The 17,552-nt window shown below is 68.3% G+C and carries 10 protein-coding genes; 6 read left to right on the forward strand and 4 right to left on the reverse strand.

The features are described 5' to 3' along the window. The first annotated feature begins 7 nt into the window (after nt 1–7). Entirely contained in the window at nt 8–2,182 is a 2,175-nt protein-coding gene (locus tag ACQP2F_RS02540) for a family 43 glycosylhydrolase (RefSeq protein WP_433300241.1), read from the forward strand. Between the two features lie 131 nt (nt 2,183–2,313). After that, nucleotides 2,314–2,526: a hypothetical protein gene (locus ACQP2F_RS02545; protein WP_433300243.1), complete on the forward strand. Its 213-nt coding sequence runs from the start codon at nt 2,314–2,316 to the stop codon at nt 2,524–2,526. Between the two features lie 59 nt (nt 2,527–2,585). Here the strand turns inward: ACQP2F_RS02545 and ACQP2F_RS02550 are convergent, their stop codons facing one another. Beyond that, nucleotides 2,586–3,140 (reverse strand): hypothetical protein, encoded by a 555-nt coding sequence (locus ACQP2F_RS02550; protein ID WP_433300245.1) that lies wholly within the window; start codon nt 3,138–3,140, stop codon nt 2,586–2,588. Between the two features lie 358 nt (nt 3,141–3,498). Here ACQP2F_RS02550 and ACQP2F_RS02555 point away from each other — a divergent pair, with 358 nt between their 5' ends. The 4 genes from ACQP2F_RS02555 to ACQP2F_RS02570 are packed head-to-tail and all read left to right on the forward strand — an operon-like array spanning nt 3,499 to nt 11,934. After that, nucleotides 3,499–9,069 (forward strand): pentapeptide repeat-containing protein, encoded by a 5,571-nt coding sequence (locus tag ACQP2F_RS02555; protein ID WP_433300247.1) that lies wholly within the window; start codon nt 3,499–3,501, stop codon nt 9,067–9,069. A 31-nt stretch (nt 9,070–9,100) separates the two neighbouring features. Further along, nucleotides 9,101–9,760: a hypothetical protein gene (locus ACQP2F_RS02560; RefSeq protein ID WP_433300249.1), complete on the forward strand. Its 660-nt coding sequence runs from the start codon at nt 9,101–9,103 to the stop codon at nt 9,758–9,760. 17 nt (nt 9,761–9,777) lie between these two features. After that, entirely contained in the window at nt 9,778–10,575 is a 798-nt protein-coding gene (locus ACQP2F_RS02565) for a methyltransferase domain-containing protein (RefSeq protein WP_433300251.1), read from the forward strand. 21 nt (nt 10,576–10,596) lie between these two features. Continuing rightward, on the forward strand, nt 10,597–11,934 hold the full coding sequence (locus ACQP2F_RS02570; protein WP_433300253.1) for a toll/interleukin-1 receptor domain-containing protein: 1,338 nt from the start codon (nt 10,597–10,599) through the stop codon (nt 11,932–11,934). On the opposite strand, the gene ACQP2F_RS02575 is transcribed toward ACQP2F_RS02570, so the two are convergent. From ACQP2F_RS02575 to ACQP2F_RS02585, 3 genes are all read right to left on the reverse strand, one after another. After that, on the reverse strand, nt 11,931–13,508 hold the full coding sequence (locus ACQP2F_RS02575) for a cation:proton antiporter (RefSeq protein ID WP_433300255.1): 1,578 nt from the start codon (nt 13,506–13,508) through the stop codon (nt 11,931–11,933). The two genes, ACQP2F_RS02570 and ACQP2F_RS02575, sit on opposite strands and share 4 nt — an antisense overlap. A gap of 135 nt (nt 13,509–13,643) precedes the next feature. Next, a complete protein-coding gene (locus tag ACQP2F_RS02580) occupies nt 13,644–17,297 on the reverse strand; it encodes a YncE family protein (RefSeq protein ID WP_433300257.1) in 3,654 nt (1,217 codons plus the stop codon). Beyond that, nucleotides 17,294–17,434: a hypothetical protein gene (locus tag ACQP2F_RS02585; RefSeq protein WP_433300259.1), complete on the reverse strand. Its 141-nt coding sequence runs from the start codon at nt 17,432–17,434 to the stop codon at nt 17,294–17,296. Before ACQP2F_RS02585 ends, ACQP2F_RS02580 begins: the two co-directional genes overlap by 4 nt. Nucleotides 17,435–17,552: the final 118 nt, after the last annotated feature.

A 17,552-nucleotide genomic window follows, 5' to 3' on the forward strand; every position in this document is an offset into this window, starting at 1 on the left:
GCCACGGATGGCTCGTACGTGGGCCGCTGTCCTGATGTTGATCGCGGCGTGCGTCGCCGCACCCGGCCCGGCCCGCGCCGATGCCGCGACCTTCACCAACCCGGTCAGCGCCGGAACCGTCGACACCTTCCCCGACCCCGCGATCATCAAGGCGAAAGACGGGCGCTGGTACGCCTACGGCACCACCAACCCGATCTTCAACAGCCGCGGCGAGACCGGCGAACACATCCTGCCCACGCTGACCTCCGCCGACCTCGTGCACTGGACCTACGCCGGCGACGTATTCGCCCTGACCGCCAAGCCCTCGTGGTGGCCGGCCGCGACCCGGCCGTGGGCGCCGGACGTCCGGTTCTACAACAACACCTACCACCTCACGTACGCCCTCTCGGTCGGCGGCATCGGGCTGGTGACCAGCTCGAACCCCGCCGGGCCGTGGACCGACCGGGGACAGATCGTGCCGGCCGCCAGCGGCTGCCCGAGCGGCACGATCGACCAGGCGATGTTCACCGACACCGACGGCTCGTACTACCTCTACTGGGGCAGCTACGACACGATCTGCGTGGCCCGGATGAACGCCGACGGCACAGCGCTCGACGGGCCGGTCACCCAGATCGGGCACGGGCGGCGGATGGAGGGCGGCTTCGTCGTCCACCGCGACGGCTTCTATTACCTCTTCTATTCCGACGGCGGCTGCTGCGACGGCGCGTTCAGCGGCTACACGGTCAAGGTCGGGCGGTCGACGTCGCCGCTCGGGCCGTTCACGACGCCGAGCGGGATCGCGCTGACCGACCTCACCAGCAAGGACGGGATCGTGCTGGCCGGAACCGGGAACGGGTGGGTCGGGCCGGGGCACAACGCGATCGCGACCGACCTGGCCGGGCAGGACTGGCTGGTCTATCACGCGATTCCGCAGGCCGACCCGGACTTCCCGCCGATCACCGGGGCCAACGGGGCGACGCTGAACCTGACCAAGCGGCCGCTGATGATCGACCGGCTGGATTGGATCGGTGGGTGGCCGGTGGTGCGGGCCGGAGCCGGGGCGTCGTCCGCCGCGGTGGCCGCACCCACCACGGCCTGGTCGGTGGGGAGCACCTTCGATTCGTCGGCTTCCGGGTTCTCGGGCAGTTTCACATGGTCTTCCGGCCGCTTGGTCGCATCGGCCGCCGGAGCCTCGGTCAGCGCCGCCGCCGTCTCCGGAGATGTCCGTCTCGAGGGCGACGTTCGCGGAAGTGCCGCCGGCATCTCCTGCGGATCGATCACCGCGTGGCTCGACAGCGTCTCGCACCGGCTGGTCGTCGACGGGCCGGTGAGCGGTTCGGCGGCCCTCCCGGGAAACTTCAACTACCAGTCCTGGCACACGCTCGTGATCACCCGTCGCGGCACCGCGCTGACCGTGTCGGTCTCGGCCGACCGCCTGCTCGACGACGTGGCCACGCTCGCGCTGACGCTGCCGTCGTCGTTCACCGGCGGCAAGATCGGCGCGGTATCCCGGTCGGGCGCGGCCGAGGTCGACAACCTGGGCGCGGCGCCGCTCTACACGCCGGTCACGGCCCGGGCCGCCGATCCCGCGGTCGGGGCGTTGCTGCCGGCCTATTCGGACGACTTCGACGGCACGGCGATCGGCTCAGCGTGGAGCTGGGTGCGGCCGGACGCGACCGCCACGGTGAGCGACGGCGCGCTGGTGCGACCCACCCAGGCCGGCGATCTCGCGCTGGGCGCCGACAACGCCGGGGTCCTGCTGCGTGCCGCGCCGCCCGGCTCGTTCGTGGTGGACACCAAAATCACCTTCGACCCGGTACGCCCGGCGCAGCAGGCGGGCATCGTCCTGTACGACAACGACGACCGTTTCGTGAAGCTCGCCCACTCGGTGCTGCCGCTCGCCGGCGTCGCGACCACGTATCTCCAGCAGACGGAGTTCACCAAGGAGGACACCAGAGCCTCGACCGGCGCCGTGACCTCGGGCCCGTCGTTCGGCGGTCCCGCCGCGCCGACGATGTGGCTGCGCATCCGCTACCGGAACGGCGTGGCCCGGGCCGCCTCCAGCCGGGACGGCGTCACCTGGACCTGGGCGACGGCCTGGACCCTGTCCCGCCCCGCCGCCCTGAAGATCGGCCTCGTCTCCATGGGCGGCACCGGCGCCACGGCCCGCTTCGACTACGTCCACGTCTACAACGCACCCTGATCGCTCGATGGGTGGCCGACCGTAGTCGATCGGCCACCCATCATCCGAATCGGATGAGTCCGACGTTAGTTGATCCATAAATCGACCTTTGGCCCCTTGGCGTCCGCGATAAAAGCGCTATCGTCTGAGCCGTGACCGCGCCGAGACAGCAGAGAAGGCTTCCTTCCGTCATAGCCGGCGTCGCGTTCACCTCCGCCGCGGCCCTCCTCATCGGAGTCGGCGCGGCCAGCCTTTTCGCAAGTGACAAGCAAGAGATCGTGATCGTCCTGTTCGCCGCCACCGCGATGGCCGGCGTGGTGGGCGGATTCGTGGGCGCGCCCTATTTCGCCGAGCGCCGTCGTTGAATAGGCGTCATTCGATGCCAACCTACGCCCGCCGGTGACCCTCGAGTCGCTACGACCGCCTAACTCTTGTCGTCCGGCGACTTATTCTCGGCTGTCTCGTTATCGTTGGACTTCTCGTTGTTCCCGACGTCGTTGTTCTCGCGCTTCTTCTTCCTGAGCCGCACTCTGGCGATCGCGCCCGCCATCACGCTTGACGTGGCGAGACCCATCGCCTTGAGCACGGTCGACACGTCGAGCCCGAGATCGTCGGCGAGGACACAGGCGACGATGGTGAGCACCGAGGCAATGACCAGGAGGATGGCCGGCCCGAGCCAGTCGAGCACGACGCGGCGCCAAGTCGTGCCCCAGTCCAGCGTGTAGAACGCGTTCGGGTCGTCCTTGGGCAGGCTGTGCTTCTGCAGGTTGTACTTCCGCGCGGCGGCCCGCTCGTTGCTCCCCGCGTTCTTCGGCTTCTTCGCCTTCTTGGTGCTCTTCGGCTTCTTGGCCTTCTTCGCCCGCTTGGCCACCGCCTTCTCGCCGCGGGTGGCGATCTCTTGGCCGGTGGCCGCCGCGACCGTCACCACGTCGATGACAGTCGGGTCGGCGTGGCCGCTCGCGGGGGCCGGCACGGCCATGCGAGGCCGGACCATGGGCAACTTCGCGGATTCGGCCGAGCTCCGGGCAGCACGGATGTCCCGCTGATCTTTCAGCGGGGTACCGTGACCTGCGGAGCGTCGGATCAACTGCGGCCCCCTCGGGGGGATCACGTTCCTATCCAGGGCCAACTTTCCTTGAGGCTACAAGTCTCGGCGCCCCCACTCAACCCCCTCGGCTCGTCACAACTTCGCGACGCGACGGTCGATCTTGTTCTGCACCGGACCAACTCGCTGATCATGTTCGCCTTCGGATACTGCACAACACGCCCCGCAAAATCTGTTCTCATATGGAACAGTGCGTCGTATGGTGAGGTAGTCGCCGGAGTGAGGAGCCGCCATGGCGCGCCGGGCCCTGAACGCGATCGTCGCCGCCAACATCCGCCGGTACCGGACAGAGCGAAAATGGTCGGCTCGTATCCTCTCCGAGCACTGCACCGAGCTCGGCATGTCTTCGCTGACCCGCGAGGTCATCGCCAAGATCGAGAGCGGCCGTCGGGGCATCGACATGGACGAGGCCATGGTCTTCGCCGCGGCGCTCGGCGTGACACTCGAGGAGCTCACCACCGAGGCCGCCGTCACCATCCTGCACCTCTCGGACCTCGGCATGGCGCCCGACCAGCATGGGCAGGAGACGGCGCACGCCGACTTCGCCGACCGGCTCCTGGCCGACCTGGCCGGCCTACGGGCCGAAGGCCTTCAGCCGGACATCGTGGTGATCAGCGGCGATCTCGGCCGCACCGGCCGGCCCCGGGAGTACGACTTGGTGCGCGCCTTCCTGCAGCGCCTGCTCACCGACCTGAAGATCACCTTTGACCGCGTCGCGATCGTGCCCGGCGAGCAGGACGTCAACCTCCCCGCGACGCAGGCGTACTTCAATGTATGCATCGCCGACGACATCGAGCCCCGGGCGCCGTACTGGAGCAACTGGCAGCGCTTCGCGCTGCTGCTGGACGCATGGCCGGACGAGAGCCGCGACATGCGGATGCACGCCGAGCGTCCGTGGAGCCTCTTCGAGATGCGGGACCTGCGGGTCGTGGTGGCCGGGCTCAACTCGACGCTTAGGGACACTCCCGAGCGCGGGGAGCACAGCGGCGCCATCGATGAGGAACAGGCCGTCTGGTTCGCCGAGCAGCTTGCCGCCTACGAACGGCAGGGCTGGTTCCGGATCGGGCTCCTGCACCACAACCCGCTCGACGAGACGGTCGGCCCGAACGCGGCGCTGACCGACGCCGGCGTACTCAGCCGAGAGCTCGGCAACCACCTCAACCTGGTGCTGCACGGCCACGGTAGCGGTCGGGCCGGGCGCCTGACAGCCGGCACGCTCGCGCTGGGCGTCGGCGTCCCCTACGACGCCGGGCGGCACGCCGCCGCCCGGTATCAGATCATCAAGATCTCGCCGGCGGGCCTGCTGCGAGCCGTGCGGCGCTATGACCTCGACCAGAAGGCGTGGGTGGCCGACGACGAGGGCCGGACGACCGCCGAGATCGCCGAGGACTGGGACCAGGCACAGGGCACGTTCGGCTCGCTCGCCGGGCAGGCCGGTCAGCGCCAGGTGCACGAGCCGATCTGGCGGCAGCCCGGCGCCGGCTGGGAGCCCGGGGAGACCGGCGACGACGACGGCACCCGGCCGCGCGATGCCCGGCAGGTCCTGCTCGACCAGGTGGCGGACGTCTGCCTGGTGCGCAACGCCGACGCCGTTGTTCAGCGCATCAAGTCCCGGCCGCCCTACCTGCGGGTGACCTACCAGGACGATGGCCGTTCCCATCAGATGCGGATCGGCGCGTGGGTCGGCCCGGGGCTCGACGAAGCCCGGATCGACGAGTTCCAGGCCGTCGTCAACTACTCCGGCACCGAGCCGCCGATCCTGGTCTACCAGGGCGTCAGCCCGTCCGACGACCTGCGCCAGTACGCCGGACGCCGGCACATCACGCTGCGGAGTTTCCTGCAGTTCCAGGGTCTGGTCGACTTCACCGACTACGTCACCGCGCAGACCCAGCAGCTCGCCGCCGACCCGGAGTACCGACCCGACGACTACGTGCCGCACCGCTACACCGACGTCCTCGACCCGGCCGCGGTGGAGCGCAAGGACGTGGTCGAGGAGTTGCTCGCCCAGGTCAACGCGCCCGACGGCCGGTTCATCCTGCTGCTCGGCGACTTCGGCCGGGGCAAGACCTTCGCCCTGCACGAGCTCGCCCGGCGCATCCCGCAGACGCACCCGCACCTCACGCCGATCCTGATCGACCTGCGGATGCTCGACAAGGCCCAGACGCTGGAGGCGCACGTCGCGGCTCACCTGGCTAACCTGCACGACGAGTTCGACATGCGGGCGCTGCGCTACATGATGCGCGAGGGCCGCCTCGTGCTGATCTTCGACGGCTTCGACGAGTTGGTGTTCCGCGCCACCTACGCACGGGCCGGCGACCATCTGCAGACGCTGATCTCGGGCGTGACCCACTCCGCCAAGATCGTGGTGGCCGGCCGCACGCAGCACTTCCAGACGCACGATCAGATCATGACGGCGATGGGCGCCCGGGTCCGTCAGCTGCCGCAGCGCCGCATCTACTCGCTCGCCGACCTGTCCGACGAGCAGATCCGGATCCTGCTCACCAACCGGTACGGCGGCGACACGGCCGCGGCCGAACGGCGCTTCCGGCTGCTCGGCGAGATCGCCGGTCTGGCGGAGCTGGCGCAGAACCCGCGGATGCTGACCTTCATCGCCGAACTCGACGAGGACCGCCTGCGTGCTGTCGCCGAGAGCCGATTGCAGGTCAGCCCGGCCGGTCTCTACCAGCACATCCTCGACGACTGGCTGGCCCACGAGGAGAGCCGCACCCAGGCCGTCCCGGGCGCGCTGCTCGGCTTCGGTAAGGAGGATCTCTGGACCGCCGTCACCACGCTGGCGCTGCGCATGTGGGAGTCGAACCAGCCGTCGCTCGGCGTCGAGGAGCTCGGCGACGTGGCCCGCACCCTGGTGAACCTGGCCGACAGCCATCTCTCGGCCGATCAGATCGTCTACACGGTCGGGTCGGGCAGCCTGCTCGTGCGCACCGAGGACGGCATGTTCAACTTCATCCACGAATCGGTGCGGGAATGGCTCGTGGCTCATTGGATCGCCGAACGACTCTCGGCCGACCCCGATGCGCCTCTGGCGCACCTCGACCGGCATGTGCTGTCGGCGCTGACCATCGACTTCCTCTGCGGCCTGGCCGAGGCGGCGATCCTGCGCCGGTGGGCGACCGCCACGCGGGCGGAGAGCTCTGGCGCCGGGGAGATCGCCCGGAACAACGCCGCCCGGGTGCTCGCCCGGATCGATCTGTCCGAGGTGCTGACGTTGCGCCACGCGCTGCTGAGCAACGAGGACCTGTCCGACCGGTCCTGGCCGCGGGCCGACCTGACGGGCGCTGACCTCGGCGGCGCCCGGATGCGCAACATGGACCTGCGGCACGCCAAGTTGGTCGACGCCCGGCTCGCCGGCGCCGTGCTCGACCGGGCCGACCTGACCGGGGCCGACCTCACCGGCGCCGACCTGAGGGGTGTGCAGCTGACCAAGTCCAAGCTCATCGCCGGCAATCTGACCGGCGCCCGGCTCACCGACGCCCGCCTGCTCGGCACCGATCTGACCGGCGCGCTCGCCGACGACATCGCCTGGGATCGTGCGGTGCTGGTCAACGTGGTGGCCGACCCGGAGTTGCTGGAACAGGCCCGGGCCGGCGGCGCCGCCGTGGTGCCCAGCCCGGACGTGCAGGTCGAGACGGCGTTCCTGCCCCCGTCGATCGGGGTGCGTTTCGGTTTCCAGGAGGGCCGGCTGCCGCGGCCGGTCGCGTACAACAACGACGGCGCGTTGCTGGCGATCGGCAACGAGGACGGCTCGATCCTGATCTGCGACGCCGTCTCCGGCGCGCCGCTGCGCACTCTGGTCGGCCATCGGTGGCGGGCGTACGTGGTGATGTTCAGCCCCCGGCACGCGCTGCTGGCGTCCGGCTCGCTCTTCGGCGACCTCCGGCTGTGGGACGCCAACACCGGTCGCTGCCTGTTCGAGCTGCCCGGCTGCGACTCCTGGGTCTGGCCGATGTTGTTCAACGTCGACGGGAGCCTGCTGGCAGCCGGATCCAACGACGGCGTCGTGCGGATCTGGGAGACGACGACCGGACGGCTGCGCTGGGAGCTCGACGGACACACGCCTCCGGTATGGACGGCGTCGTTCAGCAGTGACGGCCGTTACCTGGCGACCGGCGACGAGGGTGGCCGTTCCCGGCTGTGGGACATGACGACCGGCGAGCTGGCGCGCCCGTTGGAGACGCGGGGTCAACTGACGTACTGGATCCGCTTCGATCGGGCCGGCGACCGCCTGGCCGGCGGCGGCAAGGACGGCAAGGTGCTGATCTGGGATCCGGAGACCGGGGAGGCGATCCACCGTCTCGAGGGTCATACCGCGGCCGTCTACGCCCTCGACTTCCACCCCGACGGCCGGTCGATCGTCAGCGCCGACACGTCGGGCTCGGTGCGCCAGTGGGATCTGCTTCCCAGCCGGCCGGTGGGCCGCGAGCTGGGCCGGCACACGGGAGCCGTCTACCGCATCACGTTCAGCCCCGATGGCGAGCTCTTCGCGACCGGCGACAGCGATGGTTCCGTACGCCTGTGGGAAGCCGCCAGCGGACACATACGCCACGACCTCGCCGGGCACCACGCCTCGGTCTGGCCGATGATGTTCCGTCCCGACGGCAAGCAGCTCGCCACCAGCAGCAACGACTACACGATGAAGCTGTGGGACACGAGCACCGGCGAACTGGTGCGCCAACCGTTGCGTGGGCATGGCCGGCGGATGCTGGTCGTGTCGTTCAGCCGGGACGGCAAACTGCTGGCGGCCAGCAGCAACGACGGCGTCATTCGGCTCTGGGACGCCGGCACCGGTCGATGCGCCGCGACCCTGCGGCACGAGCCCGACCTCCTGCTGACCGGGATCTTCAGCCCGCAGACCGACGAGATCGCGACCGCGAGCAACGACGGCCGGGTCTACCTGTGGGACGCCGAGGCTGCGGTGGCAGCCCCGCCCGGCACCCGGATCGAGGAGGACCGCCTGCTCGACCTGTTCACCGATACCGTGTGGGCAACCGTGTTCAGCCCGAGCGCGGAGTTCATCGCGACGGCGAACGACGACGACACTCTCCAGATCATGTTCCGCGCGACCGGCCGTACGGTGCAGACTCTGCAGGGACGCGGCGGCCGGGCGCGGGCGCTCGCGTTCAGCCCGGACGACGAAGAGCTAGCGGCGGCGGGCGACGATCACCACCTCTACGTCTGGAAATGGCGTGAGAAGGCCCATCGGCAATTCCCCCACGAGCACGAGGGCCGCATCTTCTCGCTGGCCTACAGCCCGGACGGAAATTTGATCGCCACGGCCGGACACGACGGTTTGGCGGTCATCTGGAATGCGGACGACGGAACGGTCCGGCATCGCATCAGACCGATCGCCGACCAGGGCGAGTCCCGGCTGTGGACGGTCGCGTTCGACCCGTACGGCCGGTTCCTGGCCACCGGCGGCGACGGGCACACGGTCGACATCTGGTCGGTGGAGACGGGCGAGCCGGTGCAGCGTCTGGCCGGGCACAACCGCCGCATCTGGTCGGTCGCCTACAGCCCGGACGGCAAGCTCATCGCCAGCAGCAGCACGGATGGAACCGTACGGCTCTGGCGGGTCGGCGACGACGGGCGGGGCGCAGAGGTCGCGTTGCTGCTCGGGCTGCCGAACGGCTGGGTCGCGGTCACCCCGAATGGGCGTTACAAAACCGAGGGCGTGGTAACCGACCAGTTCTGGCACATCGTCGGAATGGCGCGGTTCGAGCCCGGCGACCTCGACCCCTATTTGCCGGACTTGCGTCAGATCGAGGCCGACGCTCCACTATTTTAGTTGAATCCGACTGTCTTTCAGGAGTGTTCCCGTGATCTATCAGCGCCTTCATGCTGCCGTGACGGCCGCGGCGGCGGCGGAAATTCACGAAATGGTCGCGTCCTTTTTTCTGGCTGATCTGATGTCGGGCCGGTCGGGTCTGCGGGCGGTGTGGCATCCGCTGGGCTTCGCCTGCCTTCCCGTGCTGCGCGACGGCGACGAAGGCATCTGCCTCCACGTGTGGCCCGAGCTCCGGGAGCCGGCGCCCCGCACCACCTCGCCCTTCCACTGCCACAGCTGGGATCTGCTCAGCCACGTGCTCTACGGCACCGTCGGCAACCAGCCCGTCGACATCACCGCGGGTGACCGTTATCGGGTCTTCGAGGCTCAGTCGACCGCCGCCGGCGATGACCTGGTCGCCACCGAGCGGCTCGTCGACGCGTACGGGCGTACCCCCGAGCTGTGGGGCGGTGGTCAGACGTACTCGCTTCCGGCCGGCGTCTTCCATGCCTCGGTCATCGGCGATGGCTCGGTGGCCGCCACCGTCGTACTCGGTAAGCACCACCCGAAACGGCCCGACCTCACGCTCGGCGACCCCGCGCAGTCGACCCATCGGGTGACCCGCCGACTGTGCTCGGCCGAGGAGACCAGTGCATACGCCGAGATGGTGGCGGCGCGGATCGCACCGTTCGCCGGGGCGGCGGCACGGTGAGTGGCAGTATCGGCGGGGTGCTGACCGCAACGAACGAGGAACACGCGGCATCCGGCGACGAGCCGCCCCCAGCGTGTGTCGTGGCCGCCCGCCTTGCCGACATGCAGGCGCGCCAGGCCAACGTGGCCTGCTATGCCACGCCGGCGGTGACCGATTCCTATCTGGAAGATCCCTATCACGCCGTACGCCGTAAGCTCGCCGTCGAACTCGTGCAGGGCGCGGTGGACCACCCCGCCACCCCCGAGGGCGCGCTGCTCGAGATAGGCACCGGCGCCCGCCCCATGCTCGACGACGTCTTCACCGACCGTCCGGCGATCGCGGCCGACCTGTCCCGCGCCGCGCTCGAGCACCAGGGCAAGGGCGCCCGCCTCTGCTTCGACGCCACCCGGCCGTTCCCATTCGCCGACGCCTCGGTGGCCGGCGTCGTCATCGGCGAGTTGATCGAGCACGTCTTCGCGCCCGACGAGCTGATCGCGGAGGTCGCCCGGGTGCTCAAGCCCGGTGGCGTGGTGGTGCTGACGACGCCGAACCTGGCGACCTTGCAGGACCGGCTGCGCTTCCTCTTCGGACGCGCGCCCCGCCAGGTCGCTCCGCTGCATCCCTATCTGCGCCTGCACATCCGGCCGTTCACCGTGCGTCTGCTACGCCAGCTGCTTCGGGCGTACGGGATGGAGCCGCGCGCCGTCCGCTCCAATTTCGTGGGTCTTCAGCTGGGGCGCGACCGCTGGTTCCTGTCCCGCGCAATGGCCCGGTTGTTCCCCGGTCTCGGCGGATCGTTGGTGATCTCTGCACGCCGACGGGTGACTATCGACTGACCCTCCGGACACACTGGCGGTATGAGGCGCAATGCTGACGATGGTCAATACGGTCAATCCGGGATCGACTTCTTCATCAGCTATTCGCCTTCGGACATCCGATGGGCCGAGTGGATTGCCTGGCAGCTGGAGCTGGCCGGCTATCGGACGTTGCTCCAGGCCTGGGATTTCGTGCCCGGCACCAACTTCATCGACTTCATGGACCGCGGCGTCAGCGATGCGCTCGCGGTCGTGGCCGTGCTGTCGCGGGCCTACATGCGGTCGAACTGGGCGCGGATGGAGTGGCAGGCCGCGATGCGCAGCTCACCCGAGCGCCCGGCAGACCGCCTGATCACCGTACGGGTCGAGGACTTCCCGATCACCGGCCTGCTCGCCACCATCACGTTCGTCGACCTGGTGGCCGTCGACGACCCCGCGGTGGCCCGGCGCCGGTTGCTGACCCGCATCGGCGACGCGGTCAACGGCCGGGCCAAGCCCCGCGAACAGCCGCGTTATCCCCGCTCCGACCCGGTGTTCGAGGACCCGGACGACGCCGACGGGGTGGCGCTGGGGCTGGCGGAGGCGCACCCGCGACTGCGCACCCGGCCGCCGGTGACCTACCCGCCCCGGCATTCCGGCGACCCCAAGCGGTCGGTGGTGCGACTGCTGCACGTGGCCGGGCTGGGTCTCGCCCCGGGAACCGCGCGGCGCATGCTCGGGGACTTCGAGATCGCGCTCGGCACCGACCCCGAGATCGATGTGCTGCTGATCGGGGGCGACCTCACCGCCGCGGGTGGCATCCGCGACTTCGACGAGGCGCTGAACTTCGTCATCGGCCTCCGGCGGATGCTGCATCTGTCCCCGCACCGGGTCGCGCTGGTCCCCGGCCCGGACGACCTCACGCTCGCGGCGTCGCGCGCCTACTTCAACAGCTGCGAGGCTGACGAGATCGAGCCCGAGCCGCCGTACTGGCCGAAATGGCGGCATTATGCCCGCTTCTTTGACAACCTCTACGACGGTGTGGACGGGGTGTCGTTCACCGAGCAGCAGCCGTGGAGCCTCTTCGAGATGGCCGACCTGCGCATCGTCGTGGCCGGCCTGAACGCCACGATGGCCGACAGCCACCTCGGCCGTGCCGCCGAGGGCACGCTCGGCCGGGCCCAGGAGCAGTGGTTCGCCCGGGCGCTGCGCCGCTATCCCGAGCCGGAGTGGTTGCGCATCGGCTTGGCCGGCGGGGACCGGCCTCTCGTACTCGCAGCCGAGAACGCCGGCCTGGTGCTGCCGAGCCCGCCGCCGGGCGAGGCCCGGCTGCTGACCGCCCGCCGCGGCGACGCCTGGTCCGCCGACTCGCAGCCGGTCCCGATCGCCGACGTCGTCTAGGGCCGCTCACCGCCGCCGGGCGGGCCCAGCGGCCCGGCCGGACGCGGCGGCATGGTGTGCAGGGCCGCCTGGCGCAGGTCGATGTCCTGGATCAGCGCGCGGGCGATCTCCTCGGTCAGGGTGCGGTTGGCCACCGCCTCGCCGAGCGCGTGCCGCTGCGCGTCGAAGACCTTGTCGCGATCGGGGTCGCGGTTCGCCATCGCGCCGGCCATCAGCTGCCGGCCGTGCTCGCGCATCTGTTCCTCCTCGGCCCGCTCGGCGGTCAGGTCGAACCGCAGCCGGCGGGTCAGCCAGCCGACCGTGGTGCCCTGGATCAGCAGGGTGCCGAGGGTGACGAAGAGCGCGATCGCCAGGATCGCCTCCCGGCCGGGGACGTTCTCCGGGATCGATCCGGCCGCGGCGAGCGTCAGGATGCCGCGCATGCCGACCCAGCCGACCAGCAGCGTCTCCTTCTGCGTGGGTGGATCGAGGGGCTGCCCGCCACGCCGGCGCTTCTGCCTCCGCTGCTGGCGCTTCTCGTACTCGGCCCGGAACGCGTCGTCCCGCTCGGCCCGCCTCTTGATCATCCAGAAACTGAGATTCCACCGCCCGAAGAGCAGGTAGACCGCCACCAGCCGGAAGACGATCGCCACCACCAGCAGGACGCCGGTCGCGACCAGCGTGCGGGTGAGCTCCTTCGCGTCGATCAGGTCCTGGAGGACGAACTTCAACTGCAGGCCGATGTACGCGAAGACGAACGTCTCGAGGAGGAAGTCGAGCACCGGCCAGAAGGCCTCTTCCTGCAAACGCGTACGGTAGGCGCCCGGGTATTGATGTCGGGGGTCGAGGGTGAGGTTGACGCTGACCGAGAAGGCGGCGATGACCACCGCGAGGATGCCGGAGGCGTGCACCTCCTCGGCCACCAGGTAGGCGGTGAACGGCAGCAGCAGCACCAGCGTGGTCTCGAGCGTGGGGTTGCCCAGCCGCTTGCGGATCCACAGCGTCAACACCGCGAAGACGCCACCGATCGCGAGGCCGACGAACGCGTTCCGCAGCAGTTCGACCCCGCCGTGCACCCACGTGGTGCGCTCGCCGTTGACCGCATCGAGCGCGATTGCGAAGAGCGTCAGCGCGGTGGCGTCGTTGACCAGGCTTTCGCCGGTGAGGATCGAGGTGACCCGTTTCGGCAGCCCGATCTCGTCGCCGTGCGAGACCGTCGTGATCGTGTCCGGCGGCGCCAGCACCGCACCCAGCACCCAGGCGGCGGCACCGAGGGACGGCAGGATCCAGCCCGCGACCAGCCCGAGCAGGCCGCTGGTGAGCAGCACGAGCAGCACGCCGAGCGTGATGATCGCGCGCATGTTGGCGCCGAACGCCGACACCGAGGCGCCCCGGCTGGCCGAGTAGAGCAGCGGCGGCACCACCACCGCCAGGATGAACTCGCTCTCCAGCTCGAGCCGCGGCACACCCGGAATGAAGGACGCCGCGGCCGCCAGCACCACAATGATCATGCCGGGCTCGACATTGCGTTTCTTGGCCACCGCCGAGATCGCGATCCCGGCCCCGATGATGAGCAGTAGCTGAACGCCGTCCACGATGATCAGGTTAGAGGGTCGACGGTCCTGGAGGCCGCCGGCTACGTGCTCCGCCTCACCGCCCGCCGGCCGGTCGGCCATGTCGGGTGTGCATCCCCCGCACACGATCCGGCGCCATCGATGAGAGGAGGACGGTCAGAGGAGTCCCCGGCGCCGCAATACGTTTTGGCGAAGCCATGGATAGCTGGCTTTCCACGGCACTCGCAGACACAGCAATCCGCGCGACGTGCTGATGGCCACCTTGTTGTGAACCCATCGCGCATCGCTCACGCGCGCACCCACGTCCAATCTCAGCTCGGGGCCGGAGTCGACACTTCCCAGGAGAATCCCGGACTTGTCCGCAGCCAATATCCACGGCACGCGGTTTACCATGCCGACATCGAGTAGGTCCCCGTTCCAGGGCGTCGAAGTGGTCGACACGAGACCCTCGGAATCCAGCACGTGGAGCGTGATCGGCGATCGTGCGTCGTTGCCGCTCGTGGCCAAGATGATTCTGTCGTCGAGGTTGACCAGCCGCAATTCGACGCCAAGCGTCATGACCGCACCGGAACCTTCGAATCGGTGCACTTCCCGGATGGTCCCGTCCGCCAGATCCCACCTGACCACAGATATCGCGCCGCCCTGGACGGCCAGGCCAAGCCAGATCGCCTGTTCGAAGAATGTGGCCGACAAGGTGGTTATGAAGCGGTTCACGCTGAACAGCTCCACGGTGCGGAAACCACTCTCGTCCCAGACGTCCACGCCCACGTCACCCTCTTTCGATCGGTGAAAATGGAACGCCGACCGGCCGACGAGCAATGCGGTCGACCCGTCGTTCAGTCTCCACGGGCTGTCCTGCCGATAGACCAGGACCTCGCCCGAGTCGATGTCCGCGATGCGAAGATTGTGAAAGGAATCGACATCGAGGACGCGCGCGGCCCCCAGTGAGTCCGAAGTGATGGATCGCCCGTTGTAGTCGTGCTGGAACAGCCGGCGTGACTCGCCCGATGAGAGATCGTACAGAGCGACGTGACTTCGCATGGACACGACCAGTTCCTGCTCACTCAGCACGCAGAGCCGCCCGGCCGCGGTTGAGTCGTCGCCGACCTCGGCAAACACGCCTGGCCGAACCGTCCACAGCCGTACCTCACCCTCGACGGCTCCGAACATGTGATGGGGATTCGTGCCCGGCATCCACCCTGTGCGGGTGATCCTCGAGTCGAATCCCGCCGTCGCGCTGATCAACGTGCCGTTGGACAAGTCGTGCAGGCAAAGCCGGTCGTTGCTGAGGCTGTAGTACACGTTCAGTGCTCTGTCGAATTTCACACCTCTGCGATTCAGCGTGTCCGTCTCGACCGAGCCCAGGACGGTGAGCGTCTCGGAGCCGATGTCGAAGACGCCAACCATGTGCTCCCAAAAATCCTCGGACCGCGTGGCGTCGTGGAAAGAAACCAGGACGGAACGGCCCGAAGCGGAGCCGTCGAGTAGACCAAAAACCCCGATATTGATCTCAGCGGGCAAGTTCACCGGTTGAGAGGTGTTCTCCCGCAGATTCCAGATTTGGAGCGAGGTTTCGGATCCCAGCCGGGTCAGGAAGTTGTCCGCATTGTCGTCGAGGAAGGCGCGGTCGGAGGTGCAGAGTCCCACATATGTGCCATCGGCGACCAGGACGTCGAAAAGGTAGCAACTTTCGGCCCGTCCCGGCACGAGCTCCTCGACGAGCAGTCCGGTGGCACAGTCCCACAGCTGAAGCGCACCCCCGGCCCCTTCCGGTGTCCGGAGGCTAGCAACTCCGTTCTGCAGATCCGCGTACGCTGTGACACCCACTGCCGAAACGGCGACGTCGAACTGGCCGGCCTCGCCGGGCCGGCGCAGCAATTTGACCGATGTCACCCCGCCGTCGCCGTGCTGCCGCAGCCGGTGAATCACCCGGCCGATTCCGAGATCTATCAGGTAGACCACGCCTTGCTCGGTGCCGACGGCGACCAGGGTTTTGCCGTCTTCGCTCAGAGCGTCGGCAACACAGCTCGTATCTTCGCCGATCGGGATGGTAGCAATGATCTTGCGGGAAGGTAGGTCCAGAGTCAGAAGCTGCGAACGGCCGACCACAACCAGACGATTCTCATCGAGCGCGCTCAGGTGAACGATCGGTTCGCCGAGGTCGAGCAGCAGATCGTAATCCGACTCGGGCCGCCAGTCGGCCCACAGGGGAAGGGTGGGGCTTTTCGTCGCGAGACGGCCTAATTGTTGAGCGATGGTCGTCAGATTGAGTTGATGCGCGACCAGGGCGAGGTGGAAGGCGCGGTCGCTCTTCTGGCTGTCATCCAGAGACGGATAGCTCCGGCGTAGCAACGAGAACATGTCGACCGCGTCGCGCGAGAGTCCGAGATCGGCGGCGCCCGTCGTGAGCAGATCGTGAATCACCGTCTGCGGCGCGCCGACGACGAATGTCGGGTCGGTGACGGTCTCGGACAGTGCCTGGACAGCCGATCTGCGTAATTCTCGCGAGGGCGATTGAAGGGCGGCCTGCATCAAATGCCAGGCGGTCTGCTCTCTGGCGTATTGATCGTCGCACCGTTCCCATTCATCGGTCCAGTTCCTGGTCATCGAGACGCCGATCGCGAGGTGAGACTCCGCGATCAGGCTCGCATACTTCGACGACAAGAAATCTCCAAGCGACGAATGAAAAAGTGTCCATCTCGCGGCATCACCGGATCCGGAACGATCCAGCAGGGTCCCGGCATCGTCGAGGGCATCGACGACGTCCATCAGTGAGGTGCCCAGAACTCCGGCCAGCTGTGTCGCTGTCAACCCGGGCGCCTGTGCGGCACCCAGCGCGCCGAGGAGGGGCCGGACCAGTTGACGCCATTGTTGCTTCACGCCCGGGTCACGGCTCGCCGACCACAGCCGCAAGTGCTGCTCGTAGACGCTGTAAAGGTCGACCCCGTCGGTTTGACCGGAGCCGTTCGACCAGCCTGCCGCCGGGGCGTCAAGCAGAAACTTCGCACAGAGGAAATTGCCGCGGCTCTCATCGGCGACTCGCGCCGCGGGGACGGCGGACCAGTCCGGCCGAGAGTGGATCAGCAGGTCGACATAGGCGGCAACGTCACGGATGCATTGGTCCCGGCGCGATTCGAGATCAATCACGACGCTGCCGGGCGGGAGCGCACCGAGTTGCGTAACCGAGCGGGTGGCGACGGCCAATCTAGCGCCGGCGGCCTCGAACGCCCCGCTCCACACGAGCTGCTGAATGGAGTCGACGCCGTTCCAATACGATATTTCGTCGAGGCCGTCGACAAGGATGATGGGTTTTCGGGGGCGGCTGACTTCAGCTAACGGCTCTAACAGCCGGAGCTGGAGCGAGCGCAAGGGTGACTGCATTGCGAGGCTTTGAATCTGGACCCCGACGGCCGTCCCGAGATTTTGGCCGACAATCGTTTGGCCCGACACGTGTATTCCGCCGTCGCGGAGTTGTTTCCGGGCGGTCCGGTCGGCGGCCATCCTGAAGTCCTCATGCTGGAGGGCTTGTGCCGTCAATTCGTCGATGAAGGCAAAAGGGCTGTGGGTGGCGGCCGAGAAATGATCGCACCGATAGGCGGCCAGGAGTGTTCCGGCCAAGGGGGAATCGAGGTCGGCTGCGGCGCTTTCTTCGATCCACTGCCGGCACACGATTGACTTGCCCATGCCGGCTTTGCCCACCAGAATCAGCACCGGACTGTCCGGTCGTGAAGCCCAGTCGGCGATTTCGTTCAGTAACCAGCGTCGAATTACGACGCTTCCGGATCCGTTCGTGCCGGAGTTTCGGTTCATCCGACTGAGTCGATGTCGGCGCCGACGGCCACGTAACCGTCGACCTCGTGGACCGTGGCCTCGCCGGAAACGCCGATGTCCAGCGCCTGCCGTGGTACGGCGCCCCCGACAGCGGCGAGGGTGAAGGGATCGGCCATCGCGGGCTCCTGTCGCTGCTGGTACAAGAAGGATTGCACGGCCTCAGGCGGTCCGAAACGGACAACAGGCGGATCCCGGACGTCTGGTCGGGACGTACGATGCGGTGTCACCGCGGGC

The sequence above is a fragment of the Actinoplanes sp. CA-030573 genome (assembly GCF_050951115.1).
Taxonomy (GTDB): Bacteria; Actinomycetota; Actinomycetes; order Mycobacteriales; family Micromonosporaceae; genus Actinoplanes.

Coding starts and splice junctions, on each gene's coding strand:
- ACQP2F_RS02540 (WP_433300241.1), top strand. CDS start 8: ATGGCTCGTACGTGGGCCGCTGTCCTGATGTTGATCGCGGCGTGCGTC.
- ACQP2F_RS02550 (WP_433300245.1), bottom strand. CDS start 3,140: ATGGCCGTGCCGGCCCCCGCGAGCGGCCACGCCGACCCGACTGTCATC.
- ACQP2F_RS02555 (WP_433300247.1), top strand. CDS start 3,499: ATGGCGCGCCGGGCCCTGAACGCGATCGTCGCCGCCAACATCCGCCGG.
- ACQP2F_RS02570 (WP_433300253.1), top strand. CDS start 10,597: ATGAGGCGCAATGCTGACGATGGTCAATACGGTCAATCCGGGATCGAC.
- ACQP2F_RS02580 (WP_433300257.1), bottom strand. CDS start 17,297: ATGAACCGAAACTCCGGCACGAACGGATCCGGAAGCGTCGTAATTCGA.
- ACQP2F_RS02585 (WP_433300259.1), bottom strand. CDS start 17,434: ATGGCCGATCCCTTCACCCTCGCCGCTGTCGGGGGCGCCGTACCACGG.